General features: G+C 48.1%; 16 protein-coding genes and 1 pseudogene. 6 read left to right on the forward strand and 11 right to left on the reverse strand.

The window, feature by feature from the left end:
• Positions 1-665: 665 nt before the first annotated feature.
• On the reverse strand, positions 666-1,343 hold the full coding sequence (locus PN498_RS18735) for a WecB/TagA/CpsF family glycosyltransferase (protein WP_272064715.1): 678 nt from the start codon (positions 1,341-1,343) through the stop codon (positions 666-668).
• A gap of 1,115 nt (positions 1,344-2,458) precedes the next feature.
• On the opposite strand from PN498_RS18735, the gene PN498_RS18740 reads away from it, so the two are divergent.
• On the forward strand, positions 2,459-3,061 hold the full coding sequence (locus tag PN498_RS18740) for a cofactor assembly of complex C subunit B (RefSeq protein WP_272064716.1): 603 nt from the start codon (positions 2,459-2,461) through the stop codon (positions 3,059-3,061).
• Between the two features lie 72 nt (positions 3,062-3,133).
• On the opposite strand, the gene PN498_RS18745 is transcribed toward PN498_RS18740, so the two are convergent.
• On the reverse strand, positions 3,134-3,448 hold the full coding sequence (locus tag PN498_RS18745) for a DUF3155 domain-containing protein (RefSeq protein WP_272064718.1): 315 nt from the start codon (positions 3,446-3,448) through the stop codon (positions 3,134-3,136).
• Positions 3,449-3,707: 259 nt separating this feature from the next.
• Here PN498_RS18745 and PN498_RS18750 point away from each other — a divergent pair, with 259 nt between their 5' ends.
• On the forward strand, positions 3,708-5,087 hold the full coding sequence (locus tag PN498_RS18750; RefSeq protein ID WP_272064720.1) for a sensor histidine kinase: 1,380 nt from the start codon (positions 3,708-3,710) through the stop codon (positions 5,085-5,087).
• Between the two features lie 2 nt (positions 5,088-5,089).
• Here the strand turns inward: PN498_RS18750 and PN498_RS18755 are convergent, their stop codons facing one another.
• The gene (locus PN498_RS18755) at positions 5,090-6,217 is read right to left on the reverse strand and encodes a metallophosphoesterase family protein (protein WP_272064722.1); all 1,128 of its coding nucleotides are present in this window, start codon (positions 6,215-6,217) and stop codon (positions 5,090-5,092) included.
• Between the two features lie 247 nt (positions 6,218-6,464).
• Between PN498_RS18755 and recJ the strand changes: the two are divergent.
• Positions 6,465-8,192: pseudogene (recJ, locus tag PN498_RS28640) on the forward strand (single-stranded-DNA-specific exonuclease RecJ); the annotation flags it as partial.
• Positions 8,193-9,734: 1,542 nt separating this feature from the next.
• Here recJ and PN498_RS18765 read toward each other — a convergent pair.
• Together PN498_RS18765 and PN498_RS18770 are read right to left on the reverse strand one after the other, a co-directional pair.
• Entirely contained in the window at positions 9,735-11,069 is a 1,335-nt protein-coding gene (locus tag PN498_RS18765; RefSeq protein WP_272064724.1) for a peptidoglycan-binding domain-containing protein, read from the reverse strand.
• Positions 11,070-11,159: 90 nt separating this feature from the next.
• Entirely contained in the window at positions 11,160-13,835 is a 2,676-nt protein-coding gene (locus PN498_RS18770) for a heavy metal translocating P-type ATPase (protein ID WP_272064725.1), read from the reverse strand.
• Between the two features lie 545 nt (positions 13,836-14,380).
• Here PN498_RS18770 and PN498_RS18775 point away from each other — a divergent pair.
• Positions 14,381-14,746, forward strand: a complete 366-nt coding sequence (locus PN498_RS18775; protein WP_272064726.1) for a hypothetical protein — start codon at positions 14,381-14,383, stop codon at positions 14,744-14,746.
• A 28-nt stretch (positions 14,747-14,774) separates the two neighbouring features.
• Here PN498_RS18775 and PN498_RS18780 read toward each other — a convergent pair whose 3' ends face one another.
• Together PN498_RS18780 and PN498_RS18785 are read right to left on the reverse strand one after the other, a co-directional pair.
• Positions 14,775-15,557 carry a hypothetical protein gene (locus tag PN498_RS18780; protein WP_272064728.1) on the reverse strand — a complete coding sequence of 261 codons (783 nt, stop codon included), beginning with the start codon at positions 15,555-15,557 and terminating at the stop codon, positions 14,775-14,777.
• A gap of 339 nt (positions 15,558-15,896) precedes the next feature.
• A complete protein-coding gene (locus PN498_RS18785) occupies positions 15,897-16,772 on the reverse strand; it encodes a hypothetical protein (protein WP_272064730.1) in 876 nt (291 codons plus the stop codon).
• Positions 16,773-17,045: 273 nt separating this feature from the next.
• Between PN498_RS18785 and PN498_RS18790 the strand changes: the two genes are divergently transcribed.
• Entirely contained in the window at positions 17,046-18,905 is a 1,860-nt protein-coding gene (locus PN498_RS18790; RefSeq protein ID WP_272064732.1) for a purple acid phosphatase family protein, read from the forward strand.
• A gap of 88 nt (positions 18,906-18,993) precedes the next feature.
• On the opposite strand, the gene PN498_RS18795 is transcribed toward PN498_RS18790, so the two are convergent.
• From PN498_RS18795 to sds, 4 genes are all read right to left on the reverse strand, one after another.
• On the reverse strand, positions 18,994-20,049 hold the full coding sequence (locus PN498_RS18795; RefSeq protein ID WP_272064734.1) for a sulfotransferase: 1,056 nt from the start codon (positions 20,047-20,049) through the stop codon (positions 18,994-18,996).
• Between the two features lie 352 nt (positions 20,050-20,401).
• Positions 20,402-20,887, reverse strand: a complete 486-nt coding sequence (locus PN498_RS18800; protein WP_272064736.1) for a CYTH domain-containing protein — start codon at positions 20,885-20,887, stop codon at positions 20,402-20,404.
• A 36-nt stretch (positions 20,888-20,923) separates the two neighbouring features.
• The gene (locus tag PN498_RS18805) at positions 20,924-21,874 is read right to left on the reverse strand and encodes a carbohydrate kinase family protein (RefSeq protein ID WP_272064738.1); all 951 of its coding nucleotides are present in this window, start codon (positions 21,872-21,874) and stop codon (positions 20,924-20,926) included.
• Between the two features lie 29 nt (positions 21,875-21,903).
• Positions 21,904-22,875, reverse strand: a complete 972-nt coding sequence (gene sds / locus PN498_RS18810; RefSeq protein WP_272064740.1) for a solanesyl diphosphate synthase — start codon at positions 22,873-22,875, stop codon at positions 21,904-21,906.
• Between the two features lie 1,086 nt (positions 22,876-23,961).
• Between sds and PN498_RS18815 the strand changes: the two genes are divergently transcribed.
• Positions 23,962-24,828: an inositol monophosphatase family protein gene (locus PN498_RS18815; RefSeq protein WP_272064741.1), complete on the forward strand. Its 867-nt coding sequence runs from the start codon at positions 23,962-23,964 to the stop codon at positions 24,826-24,828.
• Positions 24,829-25,837: the final 1,009 nt, after the last annotated feature.

Consider the following 25,837-nt stretch of genomic DNA (forward strand, 5'->3'; position numbering starts at 1 on the left):
CGCGCCCCGTGCCAGTCAAGATGTTCTTGGAGCGTCTTTCTCAATTCGCTATAGTCAGTCATGGGGTTTCTCAAGAGTTGTGGTAATTCTGATGAAACCCCACCCTTACCTTCTTTTCAAGCTTTTTGTCCTGTACTGAGCTTCTGGATTTATTACTAATAACTGAATTAGGAAAAAAACCAAAAAATTATGATTCCCTAAAAGTTTGATAGCGTTAGTGAAGCGATCGCTTCATTAAAAATAAGCTCTAAAACCATCATGACTGATATGCGAAATACTCGAATGCTGCTAGATGCACAAGCTCAGAGAATTAACGCTATAAATGGTGGAAATACAACAGGTTCAACTGCTGTCCTTGGTAGCGTGAAGACAGTAGCGTCTGTCTTTAAAGCGGTCTCAAAGGAGATGGTTTAATTATTGATGCGATGTATAGCCTTCAATCACCTCACTGACCGACACCTATAACCTCTTCCTAGACGCGCCAAACGGCAATCAACCACAACCGTGGAATGATTACCCATAGGCTGCGATCGGTGTCACGCTCTAGACTAAGCCAATTGAAAATACAGCCGTCACCAGTTCCATTAGGCCCCGACAATGAGTCATCGGCAATGCGCTAAGCATCAGATGCTGTTTGGTGCAGAGTGTAAGTGGCTAAAGCTACATTAAGACTGCTTTGTGGAATGGGCCTTCTTACCCAACAGCTTTTGCTGTATTAGTAGCCATACAAACGGTATGTCTTTCACCAAATATCGTTTCCACAAACGTTTAGGCTCAGATACTAAACGATAAAGCCATTCCAACCCTAACTCACTGATAAATTTGGGTGCTCTTATCTTATTTCCGGCCTCAAAATCAACAGCCGCACCAACACCCATAAAAATATCAATATTAGGCAGCTGATTCTGATACTTTGCAATCCATTTTTCTTGCTTTGGTGAACCCACTCCAACGACCAAGACGTTGGCAGAGGAACGACGTATCATCTCAATAATTTTCCGACACTCAGCTTCGCTTTTCTCAAATCCAAAAGTTGGAGAGTGTGCTTCAACAATAATGTCACGGCCAATTCGTCGATTAATGTTGAACTGTGCTCTTTGAGGAATTCCTTCGGCACCACCCAGCAGAAAAATTTTGATGTCTCTATTGTCGCGATGGTGCTCACAAAAATTCGGGAACAAATCAGACCCAGAGATTTTAGCCTTGATAGGAGTACCTAAAAATCTTGATGCATAGACCAGAATCTGACTGTCACAGACTCGATAATCAGCTGTTTTGTAAGCTTCTACAAATTCAGGGTCGACCCGCAAGTTCATCAAGTGATCAACATTAGGGGTAAACACAACTCCTTTCTGCAATCGAGATAGGAAGTCTTCAAAGGAGACGTTATCAATACCAACGTCTAGAATATTCACCCTTTCTGATAGAGAGACTCGCTCAGATTCCTGAAGTTGCCTCGCTTTAGAAGTCAGAACGGCTTCACGAAAGGCTTTATATTTGGAAGATACGTTAACCGGCTGTACCACTAGAGTGCCCCATCGTACGAAAACACACAACCTGATTTAGTCTCAGGTAGAAAAGTCAATGCAATAAATTGATTTCGAAATTTAAGAGAGCATTAAGGAAACGGATGTAGAGACATATTGAACAAAAACCCTTTTTGTTTCTCTACTGAATTCGATGTTCAGATCGTCACAACAGTATCAATCCGACATCATTATCAGTTAGACAGTATCAGTTTGACAGTTTGCGAAAAATCTAACATCACCCTATTGGATGTATTTAGATGTACGTAAGCTATGAAGTATTAGTTTCCTTGGTTACATACAAATTCATAAATTATGCGAGGTTTTCCTAAAGTTATTTGAAGATCGCTAAGTGAAAACACTGAAAAAAGCTGAAAATTTTATGCTTTAAAGACAATATTGATCTGGTTTGTTTCCCTCTATACATTACATCTTTCATTCGGATTTTTATATGAAGTTGTTCCAAATCTCCGTGAAATGAAGCATTCTATCTACATTTAACCCGCATATTCTCTTTGCGAAACAGGGAATAACACAGAATTTCCCTTTGCAGAATCTTCACGAACACTCTTTTTTACAGTGAATATACGGGCTTTGATAGTCGAAGCATCAACACTCTGAAATCCAGTATTAAGAGCATTCTCTTTTTTGATGAGTGCTCCTTCATCTGTTCTTGAAATTTGCTTTATATGAAACACTTATAAGCTTCGTAAGCGCAGCTAAAAAGTTCCCCTAAGCAATAAAAAATAATAGTGCTAGAACAGTCAGATTGAGAAGTTAATAGAACAGATTGTGTTGACACAAGTGGAAGTTGTTTTCCTTTATGAACTTTAGATTTAATGGATGACAGTTCCAGAATTGGTTCTTGAGGGCATCCCCCTGATAGGGTATAGAGGTTGAATAACCCTGAAACTTCGGCTTGAAGACCTCGTATGCCTTTGATATTTGACGCGGCGCTACCCTCAGCCTTTGGACTTACATTCCTGTTATTTATAGGTCTTGGCTTCTTTATACGAGCATCGGTTAAAGATCGAACCGAGACAGCAACGTATTCCGCTGTGCTAAATGACGTGATGTTGATGGAGGACCTACAGAAATACTTCTCAGAAAGGGCCTATCGTGTGACCTCTATTGATGCAGAGTCAGGTCAAATTTCGCTAGCTGGCAAAGTGGGTGCCAGTATCGTCCTGGCAATCTTTTTAGGAAGCCTAGCGGCAATTGGTTTGTTTTGTCTGGGACTTGTGTTAGCGATCGCATTCCCGCGTCTCGGCTATGCCCCCTATGGGTTGCTCATCTTATCGCCTATAGCGGTATGGTTCTACTGGCGAGGTGCAACAAGAGTTGAGCAGGTCACCTTTCAGATTTTGTCACCGGAGTCGTCGTTGTCTACCCAAGACAAGGCCATTGACAGTAACATCACTCGCCTGCTTGTCTCTGCTCACCGTGACGAACTGGCTGTCATGGAATCCAAACTGCCTTTAAAGCGAGACGAGGCGGATTCATCAATCCGCCTCTTCCATAAATTGCGTCCTTAACCCTTGCCGTTTAAAAGCAGAAATTTCTGGACCTTCTGAATAGACACCGTTTTAGCCACTAACGCTAAAACATCATCTTGATAGGCTAACGACTTCCTCTTCGTCTTCGTTAAGAAGTGCTCTTAAGCTGGGGAACAAAAAGTGGTTCTCTTCGACATACTGGGCACCAAAAAGTCCTTTCTCAGCCCAAAAATATCGATCCGTTGTATGCTCGTTGCGCTTGACGAGTAACAGTGCGGGGGGTGCGATGTTCTCGTTGTGAATGAAGTTACGAGCTGCAGTCACTGGCTTATCGGTGCCGCTCTCGATACTATACTGAGGTACACACTCCAGGATACGCCGACCCTCTAAACGACGGCGGCTTTTACGCTTGCGTCTTCTTGCCAACCTGCCTACCTCCTACTCTCTGATATACGAAACGGTAAGGGTGTGTAGTTTGTGTTACAAAACCCCTAACCCTGCAAAGTATATCCGGTAAAAACTAAAATTTCAACTTATCTGAATGTTCTTCGAGGCAGTATTGTGGCTAAATGGTTATTTTTTGTTGCATGATTGTAAGGACTTTCTAGTGAGTCCTTTAAGCAGCTAAAGAGGGTTATAGCTTTTCTTCTTCTGAAAGAATTATTAATGCATTCTAATGATGTTAATGCCTGCAAGCGCTGAGTTTGCCGCTCTTTGTCGGTCTCAAATATCCTTTATGGCCGAGGTGGTTGGTGCTGATTCAACAGCCGTTTATCTGGCAGAAAGTTGGTCAACTCAGGCGCTGCCAAAACTCGTTCCCATTGCGATTTATCCCTCCGCTTCTCCGTCAACCCCTGAGTGGTCATCGAGTGAGAAGGCGCTGCCTGAGGTATCCGCTGTGAAAACAGAGCCTCTTTCGGTGCCTTCTGGAATGCCGTCTTTTGAGGCACAAGACGCTTTCTTAGATCTTGATTCTGCTCTGTCGGATCATCGCAGAGTTAATAAGGCAGAGAAAGCAACGCCGCAGCGTATTGCTATCCCCATGATGCATGAGGGTGGGGTTTTCGGGGTTGTCGTGGGGTGGAAAGCCGATCGCCCTTGGCGGGCACAGGAGCGCGATCGCTTCGAAGAATGTGCGCGTTCTCTCACGCTGGCTTGTGTCCTAGATCAGCGTGGACAATGGCTGAAGGCCCAAATGTCTTCCCTTGACCATGTGCAAACCCAACAGTCGGACCGTTTTCATGAACTGCTCCATCAGTTGAGGAGTCCACTAACGGCCTTGAAAACGTTTGGAAAACTGTTACTGAAGCGACTCCCTCAGGAGGACAACAATCAGTCACTCGTCCATAACATGCTGCGCGAGAGCGATCGCATGCAGGAACTGTTGGGTTACTTTGACGATACGCTACAGGCGGCAGACGAAACGCGGGAAGAAACATCAAGCCCACTCCCACTTCTAGCCCCTGCCGACGAAGCCTCAGAAACGGTTGATGCTCAAGTCGCTACCGACAAAGCAGACTCACTTTCTCATTTTGGCGGCATCTTGAACATTCAGTCCTATGCCGTCGCTGATGTAATTTCTCCGCTCATAGAGCTAACTCAAACACTGGCTGAAGCTGATGATATGACGCTACACGTTGTGCCTCCTGAACAGGAGATTTATGTGCAAGTGGATGCCAAGGCTTTGACTGAAATTTTGAATAACTTTTTGGATAACACTCTCAAGTATTCCTCTGCAAAGACCCGAATGTGGATTCAATGGGGGTTGTCTCAACCGGATAAGCCAGGGCTGTCTGGCATTTTAGTTGGGGATACGGGGCCAGGTATTCCGGAGGCGGACCAAGCCCATATTTTTGAGCGTCATTACCGAGGCATTCAAGCTGCTGGCGATTTGGAAGGCAGTGGATTAGGATTGGCGATCGCCTTTGATTTGATTCGTGAAATGCAGGGATATGTCGAACTCTACAGTCCCCTCTCAACCCTGCCTTGGCCACTGCCTCAACCCATTCAGGATGTTCCCGATATGGCAGGTACTGCTTTTGTGACTTGGCTTCCTAAAGATTAGCCCTAAACATTCATCGCACCAGCAGCAGATAAGCGAAGCGTCGATTGATTATCAATAGGCCGATAGTTTCCCTGAATGTCTAAAGCTCCGAAGGCTCTCAAACGCTGATTGATTTCTGAAGGGAAATGGTCGTAGTTGAAATTGGCATCTCCGTCAGCAATGTTGGCCCAGAAATCCTTCAACTCAGGAGCATAGAATTGAGCTTTTTCAAGCGGCAACTCGAAGGGTGGACTGGACAGTAGTTTGACCATAAAAGGAATCGAGCGATCACGCATCCACTGGAGAGACGTTGCCTGCAAATGAGGCCAGTCGGGCACGGATTCTACACGAAAACTTTCTATCTGTAGCTGCATGTGACCTGACACTTCAGGGGTGACGGTAACAATGCGGTAAGGGTGAGGATAACTGACGAGCGAACCCGTCGTAATTTCCCATAGGTCACCTTCTTGAGCAATGTCTTGAACATGAAGATGCCCTGTCAAAATGAGGCTGATGTTTCCGGTTTTCAATACGTCAATTAGAGCCTGACGGTTCTTGACAATGTAGCGTTGTCCTAGTGGATGATGCGTTTGCCCTGGCAGGTGTTCCAGCACATTGTGGTGAATCATCACCATTGCCCATTCTCCTGAAAGCTGTTTCAATCGCTCAGACAGCCAAGCGAGCTGCTCTTCGTCAACGTATCCGCCAAAAAATTGCTGTCCTTCCGCGTCAAAAGCAATCGAATTGAGGCCGATTAAATGAATTCCAGGCAGAAGGACTTGGTGGTAATAGGGTACCGAGTGTTGAAAGCCAAAATCGCTGTAGAGTTGAGGGAACTCGGCCATGCTTAGAGTGCGATCGCAGCCATCACGACAAATGACATCATGGTTACCCGGCACGGTATGGACCGGAAACGGCAATTGCCTTAGGCGGTTAACTAGCCATTCGTGATTCTCACGCTCACCATGCTGGGTCAGATCGCCTGGTAAAAGCAAAAAATCGAGGGATTGAGTTTCGAGCGATTGGAAGATTTGTTGTAATGCTGGAATACTCACTTCGACTAAATGAAATCGTTTTGGGTTGTCCCAAATTGTGTGGGGCAAAGCAATGTGAGGATCACTAACAACCGCAAACCGAAAAGGACGCGCCATGAGCTTGTAACGATAGATGAATGAATAAAGATATCTGTGTCAATACATAACGATATCTGCATCCAGATTAGCCCACCGTGAGTGTTTGCAGGGGCAGCTAATCTCTGAAAGAAGCGATATAGTAGTGCAAGCGATCTAAAATGACAGGAATGTGGTAAGGCCGTTGGTTAATAACGCGGCAAATGACAACCCGCTGGTGCAGCGATCGGTTTTAGAAACTCATTCGGAGTCTGAAGCCCAGTTTTCTATGCCTGACCAACGCTGGTTTGTCCATCCTGTATTCAAAGGAGAAGCGCAGTGGCTATCGCAGCAGATTAGCTTGTCGCCCTTGCTGGCTCAAGTACTGATCAATCGTGGTATTGAAGCGCCCGAAGCTGCCGCAGAATTCATCAATCCTGAGTCATTATTGCTGCCGTCACCCCTAGATGAGTTTCCAGACTTAGAGCAAAGCATTGAAATCTTGTTACAGGCGATCGAGCTTCAGGAAAAGATTGCTATCTGTGGCGACTATGATGCTGACGGGATGACCAGTACAGCGCTTCTGATTCGGGCATTACGTCTTCTAGGGGCTGATGTCGATTATGCCATTCCTAGCCGTATGCAGGAGGGCTACGGCATCAATAATCGCATCGTCGAGGAATTTTACACCGATGGATTCAGCGTTATTTTAACGGTCGACAATGGGATTGCGGCTGTTGACCCGATCGCCTATGCCCGCGAATTGGGAATGACCGTCATCGTCACGGACCATCACGATGTGCCGCCCCAAATCCCGCCAGCACACGCCATCTTGAACCCCAAATTAATTACGGAGGAGTCTCCCTATCGCGGTGTTGCTGGGGTTGGTGTAGCCTACATTCTAGCGGTATGTCTAGCCCAAGCGATGGGACGTATCCAAGATTTGACAGCGCCTCTACTAGAGCTGTTCACCCTAGGAACCATTGCAGATCTCGCTCCTCTCACAGGGGTCAATCGGCGGTGGGTCAGACGGGGGTTAGGACTGCTGCCGAAATCGCGCTTGATTGGGGTGCAGGCTCTGATTCAAGTGGCAGGACTAGGCGATGAGAACGAAACGCTGAAACCTGAGGATATTGGTTTTCGTTTGGGACCCCGCATCAATGCGATTGGACGCATTGGTGATCCGCAAGTGGTCATTGAAATGTTGACTACTGAAGACGTTGATGTCGCCCTTCAGCGAGCGTTGGAGTGTGAACAGGCTAATCAGAAACGTCGGGAGATGTGCGACCGTATTGAAGCTGAGGCGATCGCCTGGATTGAAGCCCAGATAGAAGAAGGGGCTATTGATTGGGTGCGCGATCGCGTTCTACTGGTGCTACAGCCTGATTGGCACCATGGCGTTATTGGCATTGTGGCTTCTCGTTTAGTTGAGCGCTATGGCGTTCCTGTATTCATCTGTACCTATGAAGATGCGGATCGAAAAGAAGTGCGGGGTTCGGCACGAGGCATTCCAGAATTTGACGTGTTTGAAGCGCTGCAAAGCTGCCATGACTTGATGGCTAAGTTCGGCGGTCATCAAGCCGCAGGTGGATTTTCCTTTCCAACTAAGTATTTGCGTCAGGTGAAGTCCCGTCTAGTGAACTTTGCCAATCGGACATTGGAGGTTGGCCATCTAAAACCCTTAGTTACTGTGGATGTTAGAACCTCTCTCCGTCAGCTGACCCGCGAGCTGTATGAACAAATTGATGCGCTGCATCCATGTGGCATTGGCAATCCTGCTCCTATCTTTTGGACGCCTAATGTTCGCGTGGTCGAGCAGCGGGCCATTGGCAAAACGAAAGCGCACTTGAAGCTAAAAGTGGCTGAGGACGAGGGGGATGCAGTTGAGGCGATCGCGTGGCGCTGGGGTCGTTATTGTCCTCTTCCGGGTCGCCTTGACATTGCTTATAAGCTCAAGCTCAACGAGTGGCAAGGCAACACGTCGATTCAGCTAGAGCTGGTGGGTGTCCGTCCGCCCACGTCTAGTTCGCTACCCCCGTCGGTTACCAAATCTGCAAAACCGGCCCGCAGTTCGGCAGCGCCTACCCTGACACTACCCTTACCCGATAGCGCGACTACTGTAGCAGAGCCGCGATCGCCTCAACCGTCACCAACGATTAGTGATGGAGTATCTAGAAGTCCGTCTCAACACCCATCTCCACCAGCATCCTTCACTCCAGTACCTTCTACTCAAGTTCCTCCTATTTCAGCACCTTCTGCTCAGGTGCCCTCTAATCAAGTAGCGTTCAGCCCATCTCAGGAACCTGACGCGATTACCATCGATCAGCCTGAAACGGTGACCTCTGTCGATCAGGCCAATTTTTTCTATGGCCATCGTCGATATCTTGTTCGCACTTTCAAAAAAGGCACCTCACGGGAACTGCAAATTCACAATCCAGAAAAGCAGATTTTTGTTGTGCTGCTGCCCGAAAAGCAAGGCTATCTTTGTATTCCTGGAGAGGCTCCGCGACCTGTCGATATTGGCGAGGCTCACTATTTTAATCTCATTAGGGCCGGGCTGGATGCTCTAGAAATTCGTCAGAAAACTCATTTGCTTCTAGAAAAAGACGAACTTTTGGCAGAAAAGGATGAGCATATTCAGACCCTAACGCAGCAGGTGGAATTCCTGAAAGCTAAAGTTGGAGCATTTTCGTCAACCCAAAAACAGGAATTCAAGACGCTACAAGCTGAAGTCAAAGCTCAGGAATCTGCAATTCAAAATCAAGAAGCCCACATTGCCACTCTGCAACAACAGATGGGGCGACCAGCACCAAAGTTAGATCCTAAGGAAATCAAGCGGACAGTCCGCCTAGCCGTAGGCGACAAGATTTGGTACTTCCTACAGCCTGAAAGCCAGAAGGATCTGTATGCGGCCCATAAACACGTTGCCTTGAATGCGACAGACAATGCTGATTTGCAATCTGCTGACTACACGAAAGCGGGTCTGCGACTAGGGTCAGTGGTGAAGCGAGAAGTTATTCAGCCTTGGTTTGAAGATCTAGCGGCTTTTCTGGCTGACAATGGCAGCTTCAAATTAGGCGACGTTCTGTTTGGGCCGGGCCAGAACTATACGGCCAGTATGGCAGCGCCTTTGCTGGCTGATCAGTGGACATCGGTACGATCGCAGTCACTTGCTCAAAAAATCTACCCCGGTGACGACCACGTATACTTCATTGCAACAGCAAAGCAGCCACTCAGTCAGCGCGATCGCGCACTGCTATCTGACTTTTTGCAACAGTGGGAACATCCCATGAGTGGCTGGTTGCAGTCAAAGCCCCAAGAGGTCGCTACCTACCTCGATCAATTCGGTCAGCTCTATACCCATGCTGCTCGTAAAACCCTCCCACTCTATCTTTGGGCATTTGATGTGATGCAGCACCTAGTCATCGGCAACGGTCAACAACGAGGGATGTTCCAGCATATCTATGGCACAGAGTAATTGGTGGAAAGGATGAAGGCGATAGCGATTACCGATGAGTTTTAGCAAGAGTAGGCTGTGGGAATAGGGTGACACAGTAATTTAGCGAGCTTGAACCGGGCTGGCTTGGGTCAGGGGACGCGCGGCGATCGCTGGAGCAATCTCAAAAACTTTGTCGGTGGAATTGCCTTGCGTGTCGGTACATCTCAGTACGATGGTGTATTTGCCTGGTCGCTGGTTGGGCGATCGCTGCGTCATCCAAAGTTTGTTGCCTAGGATAAAGAAGCGACCTCCAGCATCGTCGATGAGAGAATAAAAATAACGCTGCTTAGAGACGCTTGAAAGTAGCGTTGCCACCACAACCTTAGGGCCATGCATAACGGGATGACGTTTTGTCGTAGTGTTTGAAATTTGAGCACGGCTGACTGTCTGGCGTTTTTTGGGCAACGTTACGTTAGTTGATTGTTCGGCTGTATGGGTTGCTGCAGTGTTGATTGCTGGCTTTCTGCGTTCCAATCTATGAGAGAGCCTGAGGGTGACGAACCAGCCTGCGACAAACAGAATTGTTCCCCCAACTGCGATCGCGGGCTTGAATAATGGTGCGATGACAGGTGTCTCCAGTACCGGTCGAGCAGTTGGCTGAGGTGTGCTCTGCGAGGGAACTGTAGACGATGGTGACTTTGATTCAGGTTCGGTTTTGGGTTGAGGTGTTATCGGAGACTTGTTTTGAGCGGAAGCCGCAGGTGATGAGGGAGCGATCGCCTCTGCCTCTTCAGGCATCGGTTCTAGCAGTTCACGAGCCTGCATCATAGGTGTTGTTGCTGCTTGGGGTTGTAGTGCAGCATGGGTTTCAGGTCCAATCACTCCATCTGCTGCTAATCCCGTGGCTTGTTGAAACTGAATAACTGCGGCCTGTGTCTGAGGTCCGAAGTGTCCGTCAAGGGGACCTGGATCATGTCCTAATGCCTGGAGTTGAGTCTGAACCTCAACCACCAATGAGCCTGAACTACGACGAGCCAGCGACAGAATAGGCTGAGATACGGGATGAGATAGTGCATCCTTCGTTTGAGGACCGACGATACCGTCTACTGCTAGGTTCTGATCCGTTTGCAGGCGACGGACAGCAGCCTCTGTTTGTCCTCCAAAGATGCCGTCTGTTGGACCCGGATCATACCCCAACTGCACAAGGCGAGTCTGCAAAGCAGTGATGTCCTTTCCCTGACGACCTAGCTCTAAAACAAGATCCGAGGGGAGTGAGAACTGAGGTTCTGGGGACCGCGATTCTACGCTGTCTACCCAGGCAGAAGGAGCCGTTGAGATCAGCTGAGGAATTGATGTTTGAGCCGCGCGATCGCACTCTGCTACTGCCGCGTTGGTAGGACCACAAGCAACAGCAGCATCGTCAACACAGACGTCACAAATGAGTGGCAAAAACATAGCATCCTCAGAAACTAACCTTCAAGCATTCAATCGTCAGCCCGTGAACGAATGAAGCGCAAACGTAGCACCCTAAAAACGCGAACAGTATTAGCTCAACTGCTGGTTTAGATACCAGGCAGTTCCCCACTGTAGGGTGTAGGCGATCGCCGCGATCGTCATCTGGAACTGCACGCCCTGCAATCGCTGTAGCGGCTTCAGCATATTCAGACAGACTAGCTGTGGCAGCACCACACCCGCACAGCTGAAAAGCGCCAGGCTTCCCAACACCCACATCAAATGTTGGGGAAAGAGCCAGGAAGTCGTGAGCCACAATGCCGCGCTGCTAACAACAATCCACGTCAGCAGCAGCAGGCTTGGTTGGATACCGGAATGGCGAGCCGATAAATCAGCGCGAAAGTGCCGTAGACGCAGAGCACTGGTGACCACTGAGACTGAGCTGAACGCCATGGCTGCACCTGCTACAGCAGGATTCAGCAGCCAACCGGTGAGCGGAAAGAGCAAGCCCATTGCCAGCGGAATTCCGGCAACATTGTAGGCAAAGGCAAAGAAAAGATTCTGTCGAATTGTGCGAATAGTCGCTCGGCTGAGCTGGATTGCCGTCACGATGCCTTGCAAATCCCCTGAGATCAGGGTGATGTCGCTGGCGGCGATCGCCACATCGGTGCCTGTGCCGATGGCAATTCCCACATCGGCTTGTGCCAATGCTGGAGCGTCGTTGATGCCATCCCCCACCATGGCGATAACCTGTTTGTCAGCCGTTGATTGCTGTGGCTTATGATCGAGATGGTCTGCTGAACTGTGCCGTTGAAGCTGCTTGACGGTCGCAACTTTTTCCTCAGGACGCACTTCAGCAACAACGGTGTCGATGCCCGCTTCTTGGGCGATCGCAGCAGCGGTTTGATAGTTATCGCCTGTCAGCATGACGACCTTTAGCCCCATGCGCTTCAGTCGGCTGATAACGATGGGTGTGGTTGGCTTCAACGTGTCCATAATCGCCATTAAACCGACAACCCGCCGATCAACAGCGATCCAAACAACCGTTTTTCCCTGTCTCTGCCAAAAGTTCTGAAGCTCCTCTAAAGACTCACCTTGATATGTCGTTAAGGCTGTCTCAAAACCCAGTTCTTCTAACCAACGGCGGGTGCCGATACGAACAGCATGACCGGAAACTTTTCCTTGAACGCCACTACCGGCCACCGCTTCGAACCGAGTGAGGGTACCTTTTTGGGAGTGCAAAAGGGTGTTGCGAGTGGCATAGTGAGCGATCGCTTCTCCTAACGGATGTTCCGACCCCTGCTCTAGAATGGCGACTAATTGCAGTAGGTCTTGTGGCTTTAGACGAGGCAGTTCCCGCAGCATGAAGTTAGCCGCTGGGCGAAGACCAAAATTGTGGGTATGGGCAGAGCCAGACACGTTGATGTAGTTAGTAACTTGAGGTTTCCCTTGGGTCAGAGTGCCAGTCTTGTCCAAGACAATCGTGCGCACTTTATGGGCTAGCTCTAAGCTTTCAGCCCCTTTGATGAGAATCCCTTGCTCAGCCCCTTTGCCAACGCCGACCATGATCGCAGTGGGAGTGGCTAATCCTAGCGCGCAGGGACAAGCAATAACCAAGACGTCAACCGTCGTTACGGTGGCTAAGGTCAAGTTACCGGTCACCCCGATCCACACGCAGAAGGTGGCGATCGCCAGCGCCAGCACGGTCGGCACAAACCAGCGAGTCACTTGGTCAACAACCCGCTGCACGGGTGCCCTGGATGCCTGAGCTTCCTGCACCAGCTGAATCATCTGGGACAAGACCGTATCCTGCCCGGTACGAGTTACTCGAAACGTGAAACGCCCCTGCTTGTTTAGCGTTGAACCGACGACCTCATCGCCTGCCTGTTTACGCACGGGCAAACTTTCTCCAGTCATCATTGATTCATCAACCGCTGACTCTCCTTCAATCACTAGGCCATCTAAAGGAATGTTTTCCCCTGGTCGCACTAGCACAGTGTCGCCCACCAGAACCTCATCGACTGGAATATCCATCAGCTGGCCATCACTGATGACTCGTGCTGTTTTGGGCTGTAGCTTGATGAGGTTGTGGATTGCAGTAGCCGTTTGACGCCTTGCCCGCTGCTCTAGAAGCTTTCCTAACAGCACTAAAGTGATGATGACCGCAGCAGCTTCGTAGTAAACATCGGGGGCAAGTCCCCGATTGATGAATAAGTGCGGCCAGACAGTGGGTACCACCGAATAAAAGTAAGCAGCGCTGGTTCCCAACGCGACCAGCGTATCCATGTTGGCATTGCGATGTCGCAAATTCTTCCACGCGCCGCTGTAGAAGGATTGCCCGCACCAGAACTGCACTGGCGTTGCCAAAAGCCACTGGGTCCATGCATTGTGCAGCCACATAGGAACAAACGGTATTGGCGTATTTAACATAGCGGGCGCGTGGCCAATCACCAGCAGGATGGAGGCCACTCCACCAACCCACAGTTTTCTGTAAAGAGTAGCTGCTTCTCGCTGTTGCGCTTGTGCTTCGAGTTCCGCGACATTACTGTTGGTGGTGGGCAGATAGGCTCGAAACCCAATCTCTTCAATTGATTTCTGTAGCTGGCTCGGAGTGATTTGGTGATCGCCTCGCACCTTGAGTTGTTCTGCTGCGAGATTGACTTCGCAAGCGTCGACCCCAGGAATTGAAGCGATTGTTTTCTCCACCAAGGTGGTGCAGGCAGCACATTTCATGCCACCCACTTTGAGCGTCAGAGTATGAGTCGTCATGGAAATTGATGAATGCTGTCAATGCTTGATTGCCAGGGTGCAATAGTGAATAAAGAACCTGTAAAACCGCTTTAGTTCACTAGAACTCTCATCTTGAGTCCTCAGCAGGGATTCCATTGGCGAATCCGCGATCGCAGGTGGTCTCCTGTCAGCCAACCTACATCAGTGATGTGCTCACATCCTCTATTCCAAAGTAATGCTCTAGATCCGTACGATTTTATAGAAGCGTGAATCATTAACATCTAAAAGCCGTAACAATACGCCCAAAAACAAAGAATTTATATTTTGATTTACCAAATTCCACTGAAGACGCCTAAAACCAAATCCTGGCAAAGCTTTTGGCGAATGTGAAGAAATTGAAATTGAAGTAAAAATGTAGGGATCCGTTTCAAATTTTCAGAAGGTGTAAACGAACACGCGATTGGATTTGAATGTGTTGGCACTTAGGCGACTGCTTGTGAACTAATCTTCTGGTGCCTTTGTTTCTCCTGCCTTTGTGGTATCAAGTCTACAGGTCATGGTTGTTTAGAGGTTGCTCCAGAACTATGACCCACATCAAACAAGAATTACGCCGGCGAATTTCTGAAACGCTGACGATCGCTCAATTACTTCCTCCTGGAGAGGCCTGTGACGAGATTCGCGATCGGCTTTTGCGAATGCAGGACTACTGTAGTTCGAACGGTAAAACCTTCATATTCATTGAGCAGCGAATCAACTGCCATCAGTTTGAGCTAGGAGGCCGCAACGATGCGACTGCGACTCTATTTCGGGGTCCTAGCGAAGACGCTTCTGTGGCTATTTGTGTCACGGATGAAGGCTCTCTGTTGTATCGCAATGACTCTTCCTGGACGTTGTATCGCAACGAGGGAGATGTCGTCTCTTCTGCCCCAACTCTGGTGCAGGCCAGGTAGCCCTAAAACTGCTGGCCTGCGGCTGGACCTATTCAAAATTCATGCTGTCGGCATACACAAGTCGAGTAGCGGCTCTTTGCTCAAACAGCAAATATTCTTCCAAAATGCTCCAGAAAAATGCTCGCAGCGTTTTCTGTCTGGCTTCTGGAGGAATCTTGTAGCTAAATGCAGAATCACAGGGTTGCAGTTTCGCTAGGTGATTGTCACAACCGCACCCGTGCTCGATAAAGTAGCCATAGCGACTCGATACGCTATCGATCAGGCGTCGCAGTATGGAGACGTAGCCGCCGTGTAAGATGGCGTCAAATTGACGAGCGATCGCCAGATCTTGCTCACTAAACCGAAACGAACGAACTTCAAACAAATCTGTCCGCTGTAGTGGGTGCAGGAATGTCCAGTAGAAGGTAGACGGCACGTCATATCCCAATTCTGCAAAGAGGTCAGCAACGATGTTGACCAGGGATTGGCGATCGTCCTCTTGGGGACTGTCGCTCACGTCTTGGCGAATTTGTTCTAAATCGGGATAGCTCTCAGGAAGGAAAGCGTTCCCAAAATAAGTCACAGCTTCCCAAGCCAGCTGTCCATTGCCTTCACAATAGGCTGCTTGAAGATGCTGGGTCTCTGGTCTCTCTAGGAAGAGCACGTGGCCCTGCTGATGCTTTGCGAGAAAAACCTGAGCCATCGCAGCATACACGCGAGGTTCACTCAACCAATGCCCCTCTGCAATCCGCTGCCAGCTTTCTGGCATGGCTGTCATCGGCACAGCAGGCTCACCCATGATCTGAACTAGGTCTGCGCGAGACTGAATCATCACCATCGTTCAATACTCCTCTGGAGACAGCGCTCCCTGATTGGTTGTTCGTGTGTTGACGGGATGCGTAGCAATGCCTGTACTACTCGAATTGCGGGTTGGTCTTTCAAGGTGCTGCTCTTAATCTGGCGGAGTTGTTGAATGACTACGAGTAGCTCGACAAAGTACCCTCAGCAGGACAACTGCACCAGCCCTAAGCTAAGACAAAAGCCCTAATCGTTCAGACAGTCAAAGCTAGACTCGATAACGTTGATCCTGTGAGATCAAACCCTCAACAGTGTAGTTCAGCCTTAAAAATAAGCACGGACTGTCAAAAACTGTAAACAGTCGTGGATGGCTTCAAAGGCAGCTGGCTGGATACAACACCTCGACAGGGACGGAGTAGGCTTGAGTTTCAGTGCGCTCAGGAAAATGATACTCGCCACTCTCCGCGATCGCCTTTGCCTGATCGTCCAAGATGGCATAGCCTGTGGAGGTCAATATTTCCGGTCCCCGCTGAAAAGAGCCGTCTTGATTGACAACTGCCACCAAAACGCCAGGTTCAGGTGCTATATCTAAGCACTGCTCTACAAGCAAATATGGCACTTCTAGCGAGTCAGCCTTGGAGGGCAAAATTTGTCCTGGTACGGTCCAACCCAACAGTTGAGTTCCCACTTCACCTTCTTTCAAAATGCCGCTCTCGTTGTAGTCATAAGCAGTCAAGTCCTGAAGCTGCTCCTCTAGAGTCGGTGGAGAAAGTTCGGAGTTTCCAGGGTCAACAGGTAATTCATCTGGTGGAACAATTTCTGAATCAACAGGCTCCATTGCCGGATCAGGCTCTTCTGGAGGCAATTCCTCAGGTATTGTGTCATCAATTGAGGGAACAATCTCAGGCGGTTGAGTTTCTTCTGGAGAGGGGGGTGGAGTTGATTGAACAGGGCGATCGCTCTCACCAAGATCGTTCTCTTCGCTGGCTGTCTCTGTGGGTTCTTCCGTTTTTAGTCGAGATTTCAAAGTTCCGCTGGGGAGAATGGTGACATTGACGTCGGCTGCTCCATCGGCTTGGGGCAATGATGACGGAGGCAATTCCGGTTCTTGCACCGACTGATGAGACGGCATGGGCAAAGCCAAAACTAGACCATGAAGAACAACTGAGCCTACGGTTAGCAGTACTACAGCCCCGAATGAGGATGATTTAGCTCCAATGTTGTATCGATATGCTGTCGGATGTCTCAAATTGCTCGCACCTTGCAGAAATGCTGAAAGCGGTCTTAGTGGATTGCTTACTGTTCAAACAGTCCTAAGATAGCGATCTTATTGCGAAGGCGATCGCAACCAAGACAGTTTTTGGGGTGACTGACGTTTCAATCAAGAGCTTAGAATCAATAGGGGCTTACGATGAAACTATCTGAGTGTTTGTGGCATCAAAAGACATAGCAAGGATATTCCACCCTTTTCTAGACCAGCACCTGATTAGACCATGATTTCTTTGCTTAACAGGATGACAGCATGAAGCGTAAAGAAGACCTGACTTTACTCATTTCAGGAGTCCTGTTGTCCTTGGTCGCTCTTGGTGTTGTCACACTGGAGCCACGATTCTCAAACCGCTCTGTTAGTGCCACAGATGTTCCAGAAGAAGGACTATTGACGGATCCCTTTCTGCAGCTACCGACCGAAAACAGTGTGCGGGTTGTCTGGTTCACCGAGTTTGAGGGCCGAGAACACATCGTCCTTTACGGAGAAGAACCTGATTCATCTCTGGAAGCTGAAACCAGTCAGCAAATCATTGCGACCACTCAGAAGCTGACGCGCTTAAGAGAGGATCAAGAGTCTAACTTGCCATCAGAGGAGGTTTTGGAAAGTCCAACCTCTAGAGATGTTTGGCGACATGAGGCAGAGGTCACCGGATTAACCCCTGGTCAGAAAGTGCCTTATCAGGTGCGAAGCCTACAGGAAAATGGCACTGTCGTTACGAGCGATGTGTTTTTGCTAACGGCTTCTCCTCCAGCTGGGCAACCCCTCAAAATACTCCTAACTTCAGACCATCAATCAAAGCCAATGACAGCAGCTAATCTTCAAAAGGTTGAAGAAACGATTGGCGCGATCGATGCAGTTTTTCTAGCGGGGGATTTAGTTAATGTGCCCGATCGCGCTTCCGAATGGTTTGATGACGCAGCAGGAGCTGCCTTCTTTCCTGCTCTGCAAGGAAGGGCCAGTTATCAGCTGGAGTCCAATGAACAAACTACCCTATATCGAGGAGGACGCATTATTCAGGAGGCTCCACTATTTCCAGCAACGGGTAATCATGAAGTCATGGGGCGATTTTCGACCGCAACGCCTCTCAATGACCAGTTCAATGACCCAGTGCCTCGTAGCGCAGCTGTTGAACTATACGAAACCAATCCCAACTTCTATAACCCTTTAGACGACCCAAATGTTCGCCGACAGTGGATCATTGACCACTCCTACAACACAGAGACCTACGAGGAGATCTTCAGCCTGCCGGTTAGCCAAGTGCCTAACCCAGACCGTCAGGAAGAAACGAGTCTTTATTATGCAACGACCTTTGGCGATGTCCGACTCGTTTCTCTCTTTGTGACTAACATTTGGCGAAAACCAGCGATCAAACCCGATATTCAAGGGCGTTTTCAAGAGCGGCAGTCTGATTTAGCCAATCCTGCTGACTGGGGCTATGGGCAACACATCTTTGAACCCATTAAGCGGGGTAGCTGGCAATATCAATGGCTGCAGCAAGAGCTAGCCAGCGATACCTTTCAGCAAGCTAAATACAAGGTCGTAATGCTGCATCATCCCCCTCATAGCCTGGGCGACAATGTGGTTCCCCCTTTTACGGACCCAGTCCCCCTATTTGATCGCAATGCTGATGGCACTATACGCGCGATTCGCTACGAATATCCCATACAAAATGACTACATCATTCAAGACTTGGTCCCTTTACTAGAAGAGGCAGGAGTTGATCTCGTACTGTATGGACACTCGCACTTATGGAACCGCTTCGTTGGACCAACGGGGATGCATTTTTTGGAAACGTCTAACGTAGGCAATACCTATGGCGCTTTCTGGCGGGAAAGAAGTCGGCGCCTGCCCCCGGATGAGGCAACTAAGGAGTTCGATAAATACCAGCAGAAGTACTATGTTCCTCAAGGCGACCCTAATGGATTAGAGCCAATTGTCCCCACCATTGCACCTCTCACCAGCGATCAGGGTACTCCTCTGCCTTATATCGCGAGCAAAGATATTACGGCTTTCAGCATTCTAGATACGGGTAGTGGCACGGTTAGCAGCTACTACTTTGATACTCGTCAACCCAATTCCGAAGTTGTTAAATTCGACGAATTTCAGCTGTAGAAAACAGGAACAAGCTGCCGTCACCTACTCCCTGTTCCCGTTGGACTGCACTTAAACAACATGAGTCAGGCTGTATGTTCACTTATCGTCAGCGACGACTGATGGGTGAAGGCTCCCAGACCCGGGTCTTTTCATCTTGTCCCCACCAGCTTTCCATAATGCTGGATTCCAGTACTCTATGGACAACCTCTTGATAATCGGGTGCCAACTTGCTTTTCCAGTCGTTAGCGACTTCTAGAGGTGTTTTATCCAACTTGCCCCAGACAGAAGTTGTCAAGCCCTTGCCGATGATTGTCTCGATTTCAGGTGTCCAGGGCAAATGGCAGAAATCGTAGACTTTGCGGGCGTAGGCTAATGGGTCCTGAACTAAATCTTCGTAAATGATCCGCAGGTAATTAGGCGCGTACTTCCCAGCTATAAAAATCATCTCGTTGTTGTATCGCCAAAACCAAGCAACGGCTTCGACCATTGATAGGGCGTCGATATCACCAATTATCTCAGCCCACTCTGGATGAACAGCAACGCCTTGCTTGAGATAGCTCTGGTATAGAAACCGCTCTCTCTCCTGCTGAGTTGGGGTGAGGGTTGAGAAAAAGCGCTTGATTCCAGAGTTAAGCTGTCCGCCAGGATGACGAATGATATGAATAACTGGGATATGAGAACGCTGTTGCAAAACCCATTCAACGGTCCAGGCTTTCATATCGGTCAGTTTAAAGACGGCGACAGCCTCTTTGAGACGTCTAGAATTGCCAACCCAGAACGGCATAGGCCACTCTCCTCGCTGTAGCGCTGGTATGAGTGGACGCCAGAATCTCTGGACTTTAGGCCGAGCAGGTAGATAAGCAAGTCCTATTTTTTGGGACCAGCGATGAACGTGACGCTTGGGGTGGTTGATGTGGTGGTCCCGTTCGCCCATGGTGTTTGCCGTCCAGGCAGCGAAGGCATCCCAGCGAAACGATGTCATCTCATGATTATTGATTTCAAAGGGAGGATTAGGCAGTTGGTGATAGGGAGAAGTTGCAATACCATGAGGTTCATTTCGACAATGGGTTAGCGGACTAGCATCCATCATGGTCAGTAACCAGTTGGTTCCAGACCGCCCATTTCCAGCAATGACGGCATATCGATCTGAATTAGCAATCATGGCATTCGGGTAGATACAACAGGGAAGCGTATTTCATTATTATTAAATTAGGTAAACGGGCCACTTGATTGCGTGTTGTCCGATACCAAAATAATTCAAGTATAGACATAGATTAATGCAAATCATATCTGATTTAGGCAAAAACTATTGCACTGTGAAGCCTTGATGAATCTGAAATTTATGCACGAATATTACTAAAAAGAGGCTTTCTTCATAGTTAAAAAAATTCAAATTAAAGCTTTTTAGAGAGATTTAGTGATTGAAGCGATGCTTCTATATCGAATCTAATTCCGTTCGACTAGGTAAGCGCACAGCTACCAGCTTCGTTATAAAAGAGTTTTGGAATGAGTGTTTAGGAGGAGGAATGAACGTCTTCCCACAGTCGATAAGGTTTTTTCACTAAGTTTGAGTTGAAATAGTTCGGATTAGCAGAAACCTCCTCTCCTACCCAAGTTGGCATTACAAATTCTTCTGTTTCTCTAGTTAGCTCTATTTCAGCCAAAACAAGTCCAGTATTGTCACCCAAAAATTCATCTATCTCCCAAAGATGTTCTCCGACTCTTAACGTGTGGCGTCGCTTTTCAATGAGGGGGGCTGAGCAAAGGCTGTTCAACATCGCCTCTGCATCCTCGACTGGAATGTCATATTCAAATTCTTGGCGAGTTAATTCAAGACTAGGGCTTTTAACGGTTAAATAACCGCGATCGCCCACTACGCGGACACGGACAGTTGTCTTGTTTTGTGTGGGGATATATCCCTGACGGTACAGCAGTCCTTTCGCATGTTCACGCCAAGATGTATCTTTGACTAGAAACTTGCGCTCGATCTCTTGGGCCATCGGCATTGGTAAGAGAGGTCCTGTTCATCATACTGCTTAGACTCTCCAGTCTTTGCCCGTATATTTCTGTAAGAAAGCTATTAACTCTTGAGGCGTGGGTAGTGCGGCGATCGCCCCAGGTTTCAATGTCGTCAGCGCTCCCATTGCGTTGGCAAAAATCAGCGCGCTCTCAAAGTCCGTAGTAGCGGATACTTGCCAGTTTTGCTGCAAGAGTTGATAGACCATACCCGCTAAAAACGCATCTCCAGCGCCTGTCGTTTCTACCGAATTAACTTGGAAAGCCGGGACCTGACCTGAGCCAGCCATCGCGTGGCGACATCCCTGTGCTCCATCTGTGATCAAGACGGTTGCAGCTGGAAACTTTCGAGACAAGACGTCAATGCTATCGGTTTGAAAGAGAGCGATCGCTTCGTCTGCAGAAATCTTGAGCCAATCAGCTTGATGCAGCCAGGGCAAGAGGATGTCCAAAGCTGTCTCAGGTTCAGTCCAGAAAGTAGGTCGCCAATTGACATCGATAATGAGGCGTCCACCTTGTGCTTTCACAACTGATGCCGCTTGCTGCATCGCTTCTCGTGTCTCTTGATAAGCCATGCCCAGCGTACCTGTAATGAGTACCGAAGCTGATTTTAGTAAGGCTAAAGGTAACTGTTGGGCAGACAAACGAGTATCAGCAAATGCAGCTGTGCTGCCGCCTATGAAACCGCCAAAGGCGCGATCGCCCTCTGCTGTGCAGCGCACTTCGACAATGCGAGTAGGATGGGGCATGGTCTGCACCCCTATGCAGTTGACCCCTTCTTGATTCAGCAGCGTTAGTAAACTCTGTCCATGCCTATCGGATCCCACGGCTCCTGTAAAGGCCACTGTCGCGCCTAAACGAGCTAAGGCAATAGCTACGTTGGCTGGGGCACCACCAGGAAAGTCGTTGCTTTCTCCACTGGCGGAAACCACGCGATCAATCAGTATCTCTCCCAGGCAAACAATCGTCACGACGGCTGTTGAACTATTCTTCCTAGTGCTTAATAAACTCGTCTGAGGACATAGTTGCCCAGCTCGACCAAAGCCTTTTGAGGTTCTGAGGCAGGAAGGTCTTGTAAACAAGCGATCGCTTGCTCAACATGCCGCGTAGCTAGTTCGCGAGAACGGGAAATGCCTTCGCTTTGGTGGACCATTTCAAAGGCTTGGTCAAAATCCCCATCTTCGGAAAATTCACGCTCAATCAAACTTGCTAAGTAGGGTTTCTCTTCTAGGGCAAAGAGGACGGGGGCAGTTAAATTCCCGCTTTTGAGGTCGGAACCAGCAGGTTTCCCTAAAACCTCAACGGACCCTGTGAAATCAAGAATGTCATCCACAATCTGAAAGGCAAGGCCTAAATTGCGCCCATAGTTGTAGAGGTTACCTAGTTGATGTTCAGAGAGGTTACTTAAAACACCAACTGATTTAGAACTGTTGGCAATCAAGGATGCTGTTTTGTAGTAGCTCTTGTCGAGGTAGGCCTGTAAGGTTAACCCGGTATCAAATCGATTAAGCCCCTGCTGAATTTCCCCCTCTGCCAAATCCATGATGACCTCGGACAGCAGCTTTACAACGGTGAGGTTGTCTAAATTAGCCAAGTACCAGGAAGACTGAGCAAATAGAAAATCTCCTGCTAGGACGGCAATCCGGTTGCCAAAGCTGCTGTGGACAGTGGGAACCCCTCGACGAACGTCCGATTCATCCACAACGTCATCATGCACCAGACTGGCGGTGTGAATCATTTCGGTGATTTCGGCCAAGCGTCGATGCTGTGGCAGGATATCAGCGTCGAGAGAAACAGCCCTCGCTAACAGCAGCACAATAGCAGGACGAATCCGTTTCCCGCCCGCGCCGAACAGATGCTCAGCAGCAGCATAGAGAATGGGGTGTTTAGCACCGACTAGGTTCTTTAAGTTTTCAACCAAAAGATGCAAATCGGATTCAACCGGAGCAAACAAGGAAGTAACTGAAAGCATGGATAGGCCGACTCAGGCGGAGGTTTACGAAATTTTACAGTTCTGCCCTTATTCTAAGCCAACCGTACCCCGTGATGGGAAATGAAGTAATCGGAACTCTTTATAGAGTATTTTGCTGCGATCTCAGCAGCGATCTCATACGTATCTTTACGGTTGCGGCCTGAGAGATTTAGGGATGCGGCATTGTAGATAGGCGATCGCGCTAAAGCCCTCAATCGGCTCCTCTAATTTTTAAGAGATTTCAAGCTCTGAAAATTAAACGCTAATTTGTGTCAAATCCTTGCCCCAAGGGCTGTCGAGAGGCAAGAGTCCATGCTATATTCTTTATTAAGATTTGAAGCAAATTGAATAGCACTGAGCTGAAATCCCGTTGTCAACTGAAGACTTGCTAGTTTTTTGATGATGGATACAGGTCAGTTGTCGTTTCTATCTGGGAGTTCGTTGGGCTGTCGCCAAACAAGTGTACTACTTTAGGCTAAGGGTGTTTTGGTAGCTAAGGCTACATCTTTTGCTTAATCCATTTCTTGTATTGCGTAAGGCAGGGGAGCTATTGGAATTGAGATGGCAGCTGTGCACACGTGAAGCAGTGCCTTTCATTGCAGTCGTTTGATTTCCTCTCGCTCCTGCCATGAACCTATCCCTAAACACTACCCTCTGGATCCTAGCTTTGGCCCTCGGTTATCTGTGTGTTGTCTACAGTGTGCTTTGGTGGGCAAAACGCACTGGAAATACCGGTAAGCGAAGTATTTTCTGATGATGAAATTGCTCGCTATTTTTACAGGAGGTTTCTCTCTGGTCTGACTCTACGTGTTCATTCTGCAGCCGTGCTAGAAAAGTGCTGGCCAATCAGAGCAGTCTATTTTGAATCACTCGAAATTTCTGAATCCATAGTCAGAGCGTTTGGTCAACTTCAAGCAATGTGATGCCTTCAAAGACCCCGTTAATGGTCTTGTATTCAAAGTACTGCAGAATTTTTTGGGACTATCGCCATAGTGTTGCGAATAAGTTCTTGGTATTAACATTTGATTTAAAGCTGGCAAAAGACAATCTCCGTTGATAATGGGGTCGCTGACTTCACTAACTACTATGTCTGCAACCCCGACCCCCCGTCAGATTCTGGAAACTCTGTTGCCACCGCTTAGAATGGCGGCGGGCTACTCTCGGCACATTCAAGCCAAAATTGCGGCCCAGCCTGCTAAGGAAGGACCGAATAAGTTCTCAATGGCGCTCACGGATGCAGACCTTTCAGTGCAAACGTTTGTTGAGGTAGCGCTGTTGGGCAGCTTTCCTAACATTCGCTTTTATGGGGAAGAATATGAGCAGTCTTACAACACGAAGTACTTCCGCGCTATTAACTTGGGGCCTGAGGGGGATTACTTAGTAACGCTTGACCCGATTGACGGCACCCTCTTTTACATGGACGGGTTTCCTAACTATCAGATCATTGTCACCGTTCTGAACGCGGATGGGTTTGAGGCCGTGTTGGCGATGAGTCCGGCAGAGGACTCTTACTATATGGCATTTCGAGGGAAGGGAACTCACGTTGGCAGGCTAGATCAGGATCTGGATGCTTGTCAGCCCCTTGAAATTGCGTCCAGCAACGCGCCAATATTTCTGGGGACCCGCATTGCACCTCTGAAGTCAAAATTGAGCGATCGCTACGAGGTTATCAGCGTCTCCGAGGACTATTCTCCCGACGTGCCAATTCCCAACGTAAACGGTGTTCTGAAGGGGCAGCTAGCGGGCGTCATTTTAGCGGCAGGTAAGTTCATCGATGGGGGAGCGCTGTCGTTTCTGGCTCAAGAGGCTGGGTGCATTGTCACCGATCATCAAGGGCAAAGATTACCCAGGCTCGATCAATGCACCGACTATGCTTTGCCAGGAGTGGCGATCGCGACCTCACCCGCATTGCACAGCGATCTGATCACAGCGTTAGACGGATTTCAATATTAGTTTTATTCCCTTGGTTTCCAGTTTCCCAATAGCTCCACTGCTCTCGCAGTTCCCTAGTGATCATCATCTGAAGAAAGGCGGGTGCAACAGGAGCGCGGCTGTTATCAAGGCGATGGAAAAACAGATAAGGACTAGGTGAGGATAGATTTAGTTAGCTACGTTTAACTTTAATACGACAAGTTAGTCGCAAATTTAGTCAACAGAAAATTGTGTTGTTCAATGGACTTTTGTCTGTTTTTAAGGTGGCGGTGGCAAAAGCTTTTCGTGTCAATATCGGTTTAAAGTAGATCAATTGTTTGAATCAATATCCAAACAATTGATCTAAGAAGTTAGGTAATGATCTTTAAGAATCAAATGACTGAAGGTATAGCCAAACTTTAACGGTACTTACTACACTTTATAGAATAGATAACTGATACGGTGAATTTTTTATTCAAAACGTTTCACTCAGAAAAATATGTAATTCTCTAATCTTTTTTTAACGATCAGGGAAGAAGACTGGGAAGATCTTCTTTGATGGAAGAGACAAGATGCAAAATACATAGGGTGTCTCTGAGAAGACCGACTGGCAGGGAATTTGAAGAGTGGTTTGCGTTTAAAAAAATACTCACCGATGTGGGAATTTCGGAATATACGCATTGTTGCAAGGTACTGATTGCTTTTCTAAGTAATCTCCTGGTAGGGATCGCACGGTCTTTTATGATTAATCTTAGTCAGTTCTGGGAACTCTTTTGGCAAGAAACAGGGCGACGCCTTCTGTGACTTCAGAAAAAGGGTTCGTATTCCATGTGAATGATGAGTTGACACCTTTAATTAGTCTTTAAAGCAGTGTGTCATTCATTTCCGTAAAGGCATTTATCAATGCTTTAATGCTTGAAATAGACTCGAAATAAGAGATCGTAGTCTTTGTTTGGCTGATGAATGCCACATGTGAATACAATTTTAAGTGTCTGACTTGAAGCTCCCTAATCTTTTTGGAACTCTTATTCTCAAGAAGTTTAGTTATTAC

This window comes from Oscillatoria sp. CS-180 (genome assembly GCF_028330965.1).
GTDB lineage: Bacteria > Cyanobacteriota > Cyanobacteriia > Phormidesmidales > Phormidesmidaceae > Halomicronema.

What these genes read in the sequence shown, in the direction of transcription:
- PN498_RS18755 (WP_272064722.1), bottom strand. Translation starts at nt 6,217, where the DNA reads ATGGCGCGTCCTTTTCGGTTTGCGGTTGTTAGTGATCCTCACATTGCT.
- sds (WP_272064740.1), bottom strand. Translation starts at nt 22,875, where the DNA reads ATGCTTTCAGTTACTTCCTTGTTTGCTCCGGTTGAATCCGATTTGCAT.
- PN498_RS18740 (WP_272064716.1), top strand. Translation starts at nt 2,459, where the DNA reads ATGCCTTTGATATTTGACGCGGCGCTACCCTCAGCCTTTGGACTTACA.
- PN498_RS18765 (WP_272064724.1), bottom strand. Translation starts at nt 11,069, where the DNA reads ATGTTTTTGCCACTCATTTGTGACGTCTGTGTTGACGATGCTGCTGTT.
- PN498_RS18775 (WP_272064726.1), top strand. Translation starts at nt 14,381, where the DNA reads ATGACCCACATCAAACAAGAATTACGCCGGCGAATTTCTGAAACGCTG.
- PN498_RS18750 (WP_272064720.1), top strand. Translation starts at nt 3,708, where the DNA reads ATGCCTGCAAGCGCTGAGTTTGCCGCTCTTTGTCGGTCTCAAATATCC.
- PN498_RS18780 (WP_272064728.1), bottom strand. Translation starts at nt 15,557, where the DNA reads ATGATTCAGTCTCGCGCAGACCTAGTTCAGATCATGGGTGAGCCTGCT.
- PN498_RS18795 (WP_272064734.1), bottom strand. Translation starts at nt 20,049, where the DNA reads ATGATTGCTAATTCAGATCGATATGCCGTCATTGCTGGAAATGGGCGG.
- PN498_RS18800 (WP_272064736.1), bottom strand. Translation starts at nt 20,887, where the DNA reads ATGGCCCAAGAGATCGAGCGCAAGTTTCTAGTCAAAGATACATCTTGG.
- PN498_RS18790 (WP_272064732.1), top strand. Translation starts at nt 17,046, where the DNA reads ATGAAGCGTAAAGAAGACCTGACTTTACTCATTTCAGGAGTCCTGTTG.
- PN498_RS18770 (WP_272064725.1), bottom strand. Translation starts at nt 13,835, where the DNA reads ATGACGACTCATACTCTGACGCTCAAAGTGGGTGGCATGAAATGTGCT.
- PN498_RS18815 (WP_272064741.1), top strand. Translation starts at nt 23,962, where the DNA reads ATGTCTGCAACCCCGACCCCCCGTCAGATTCTGGAAACTCTGTTGCCA.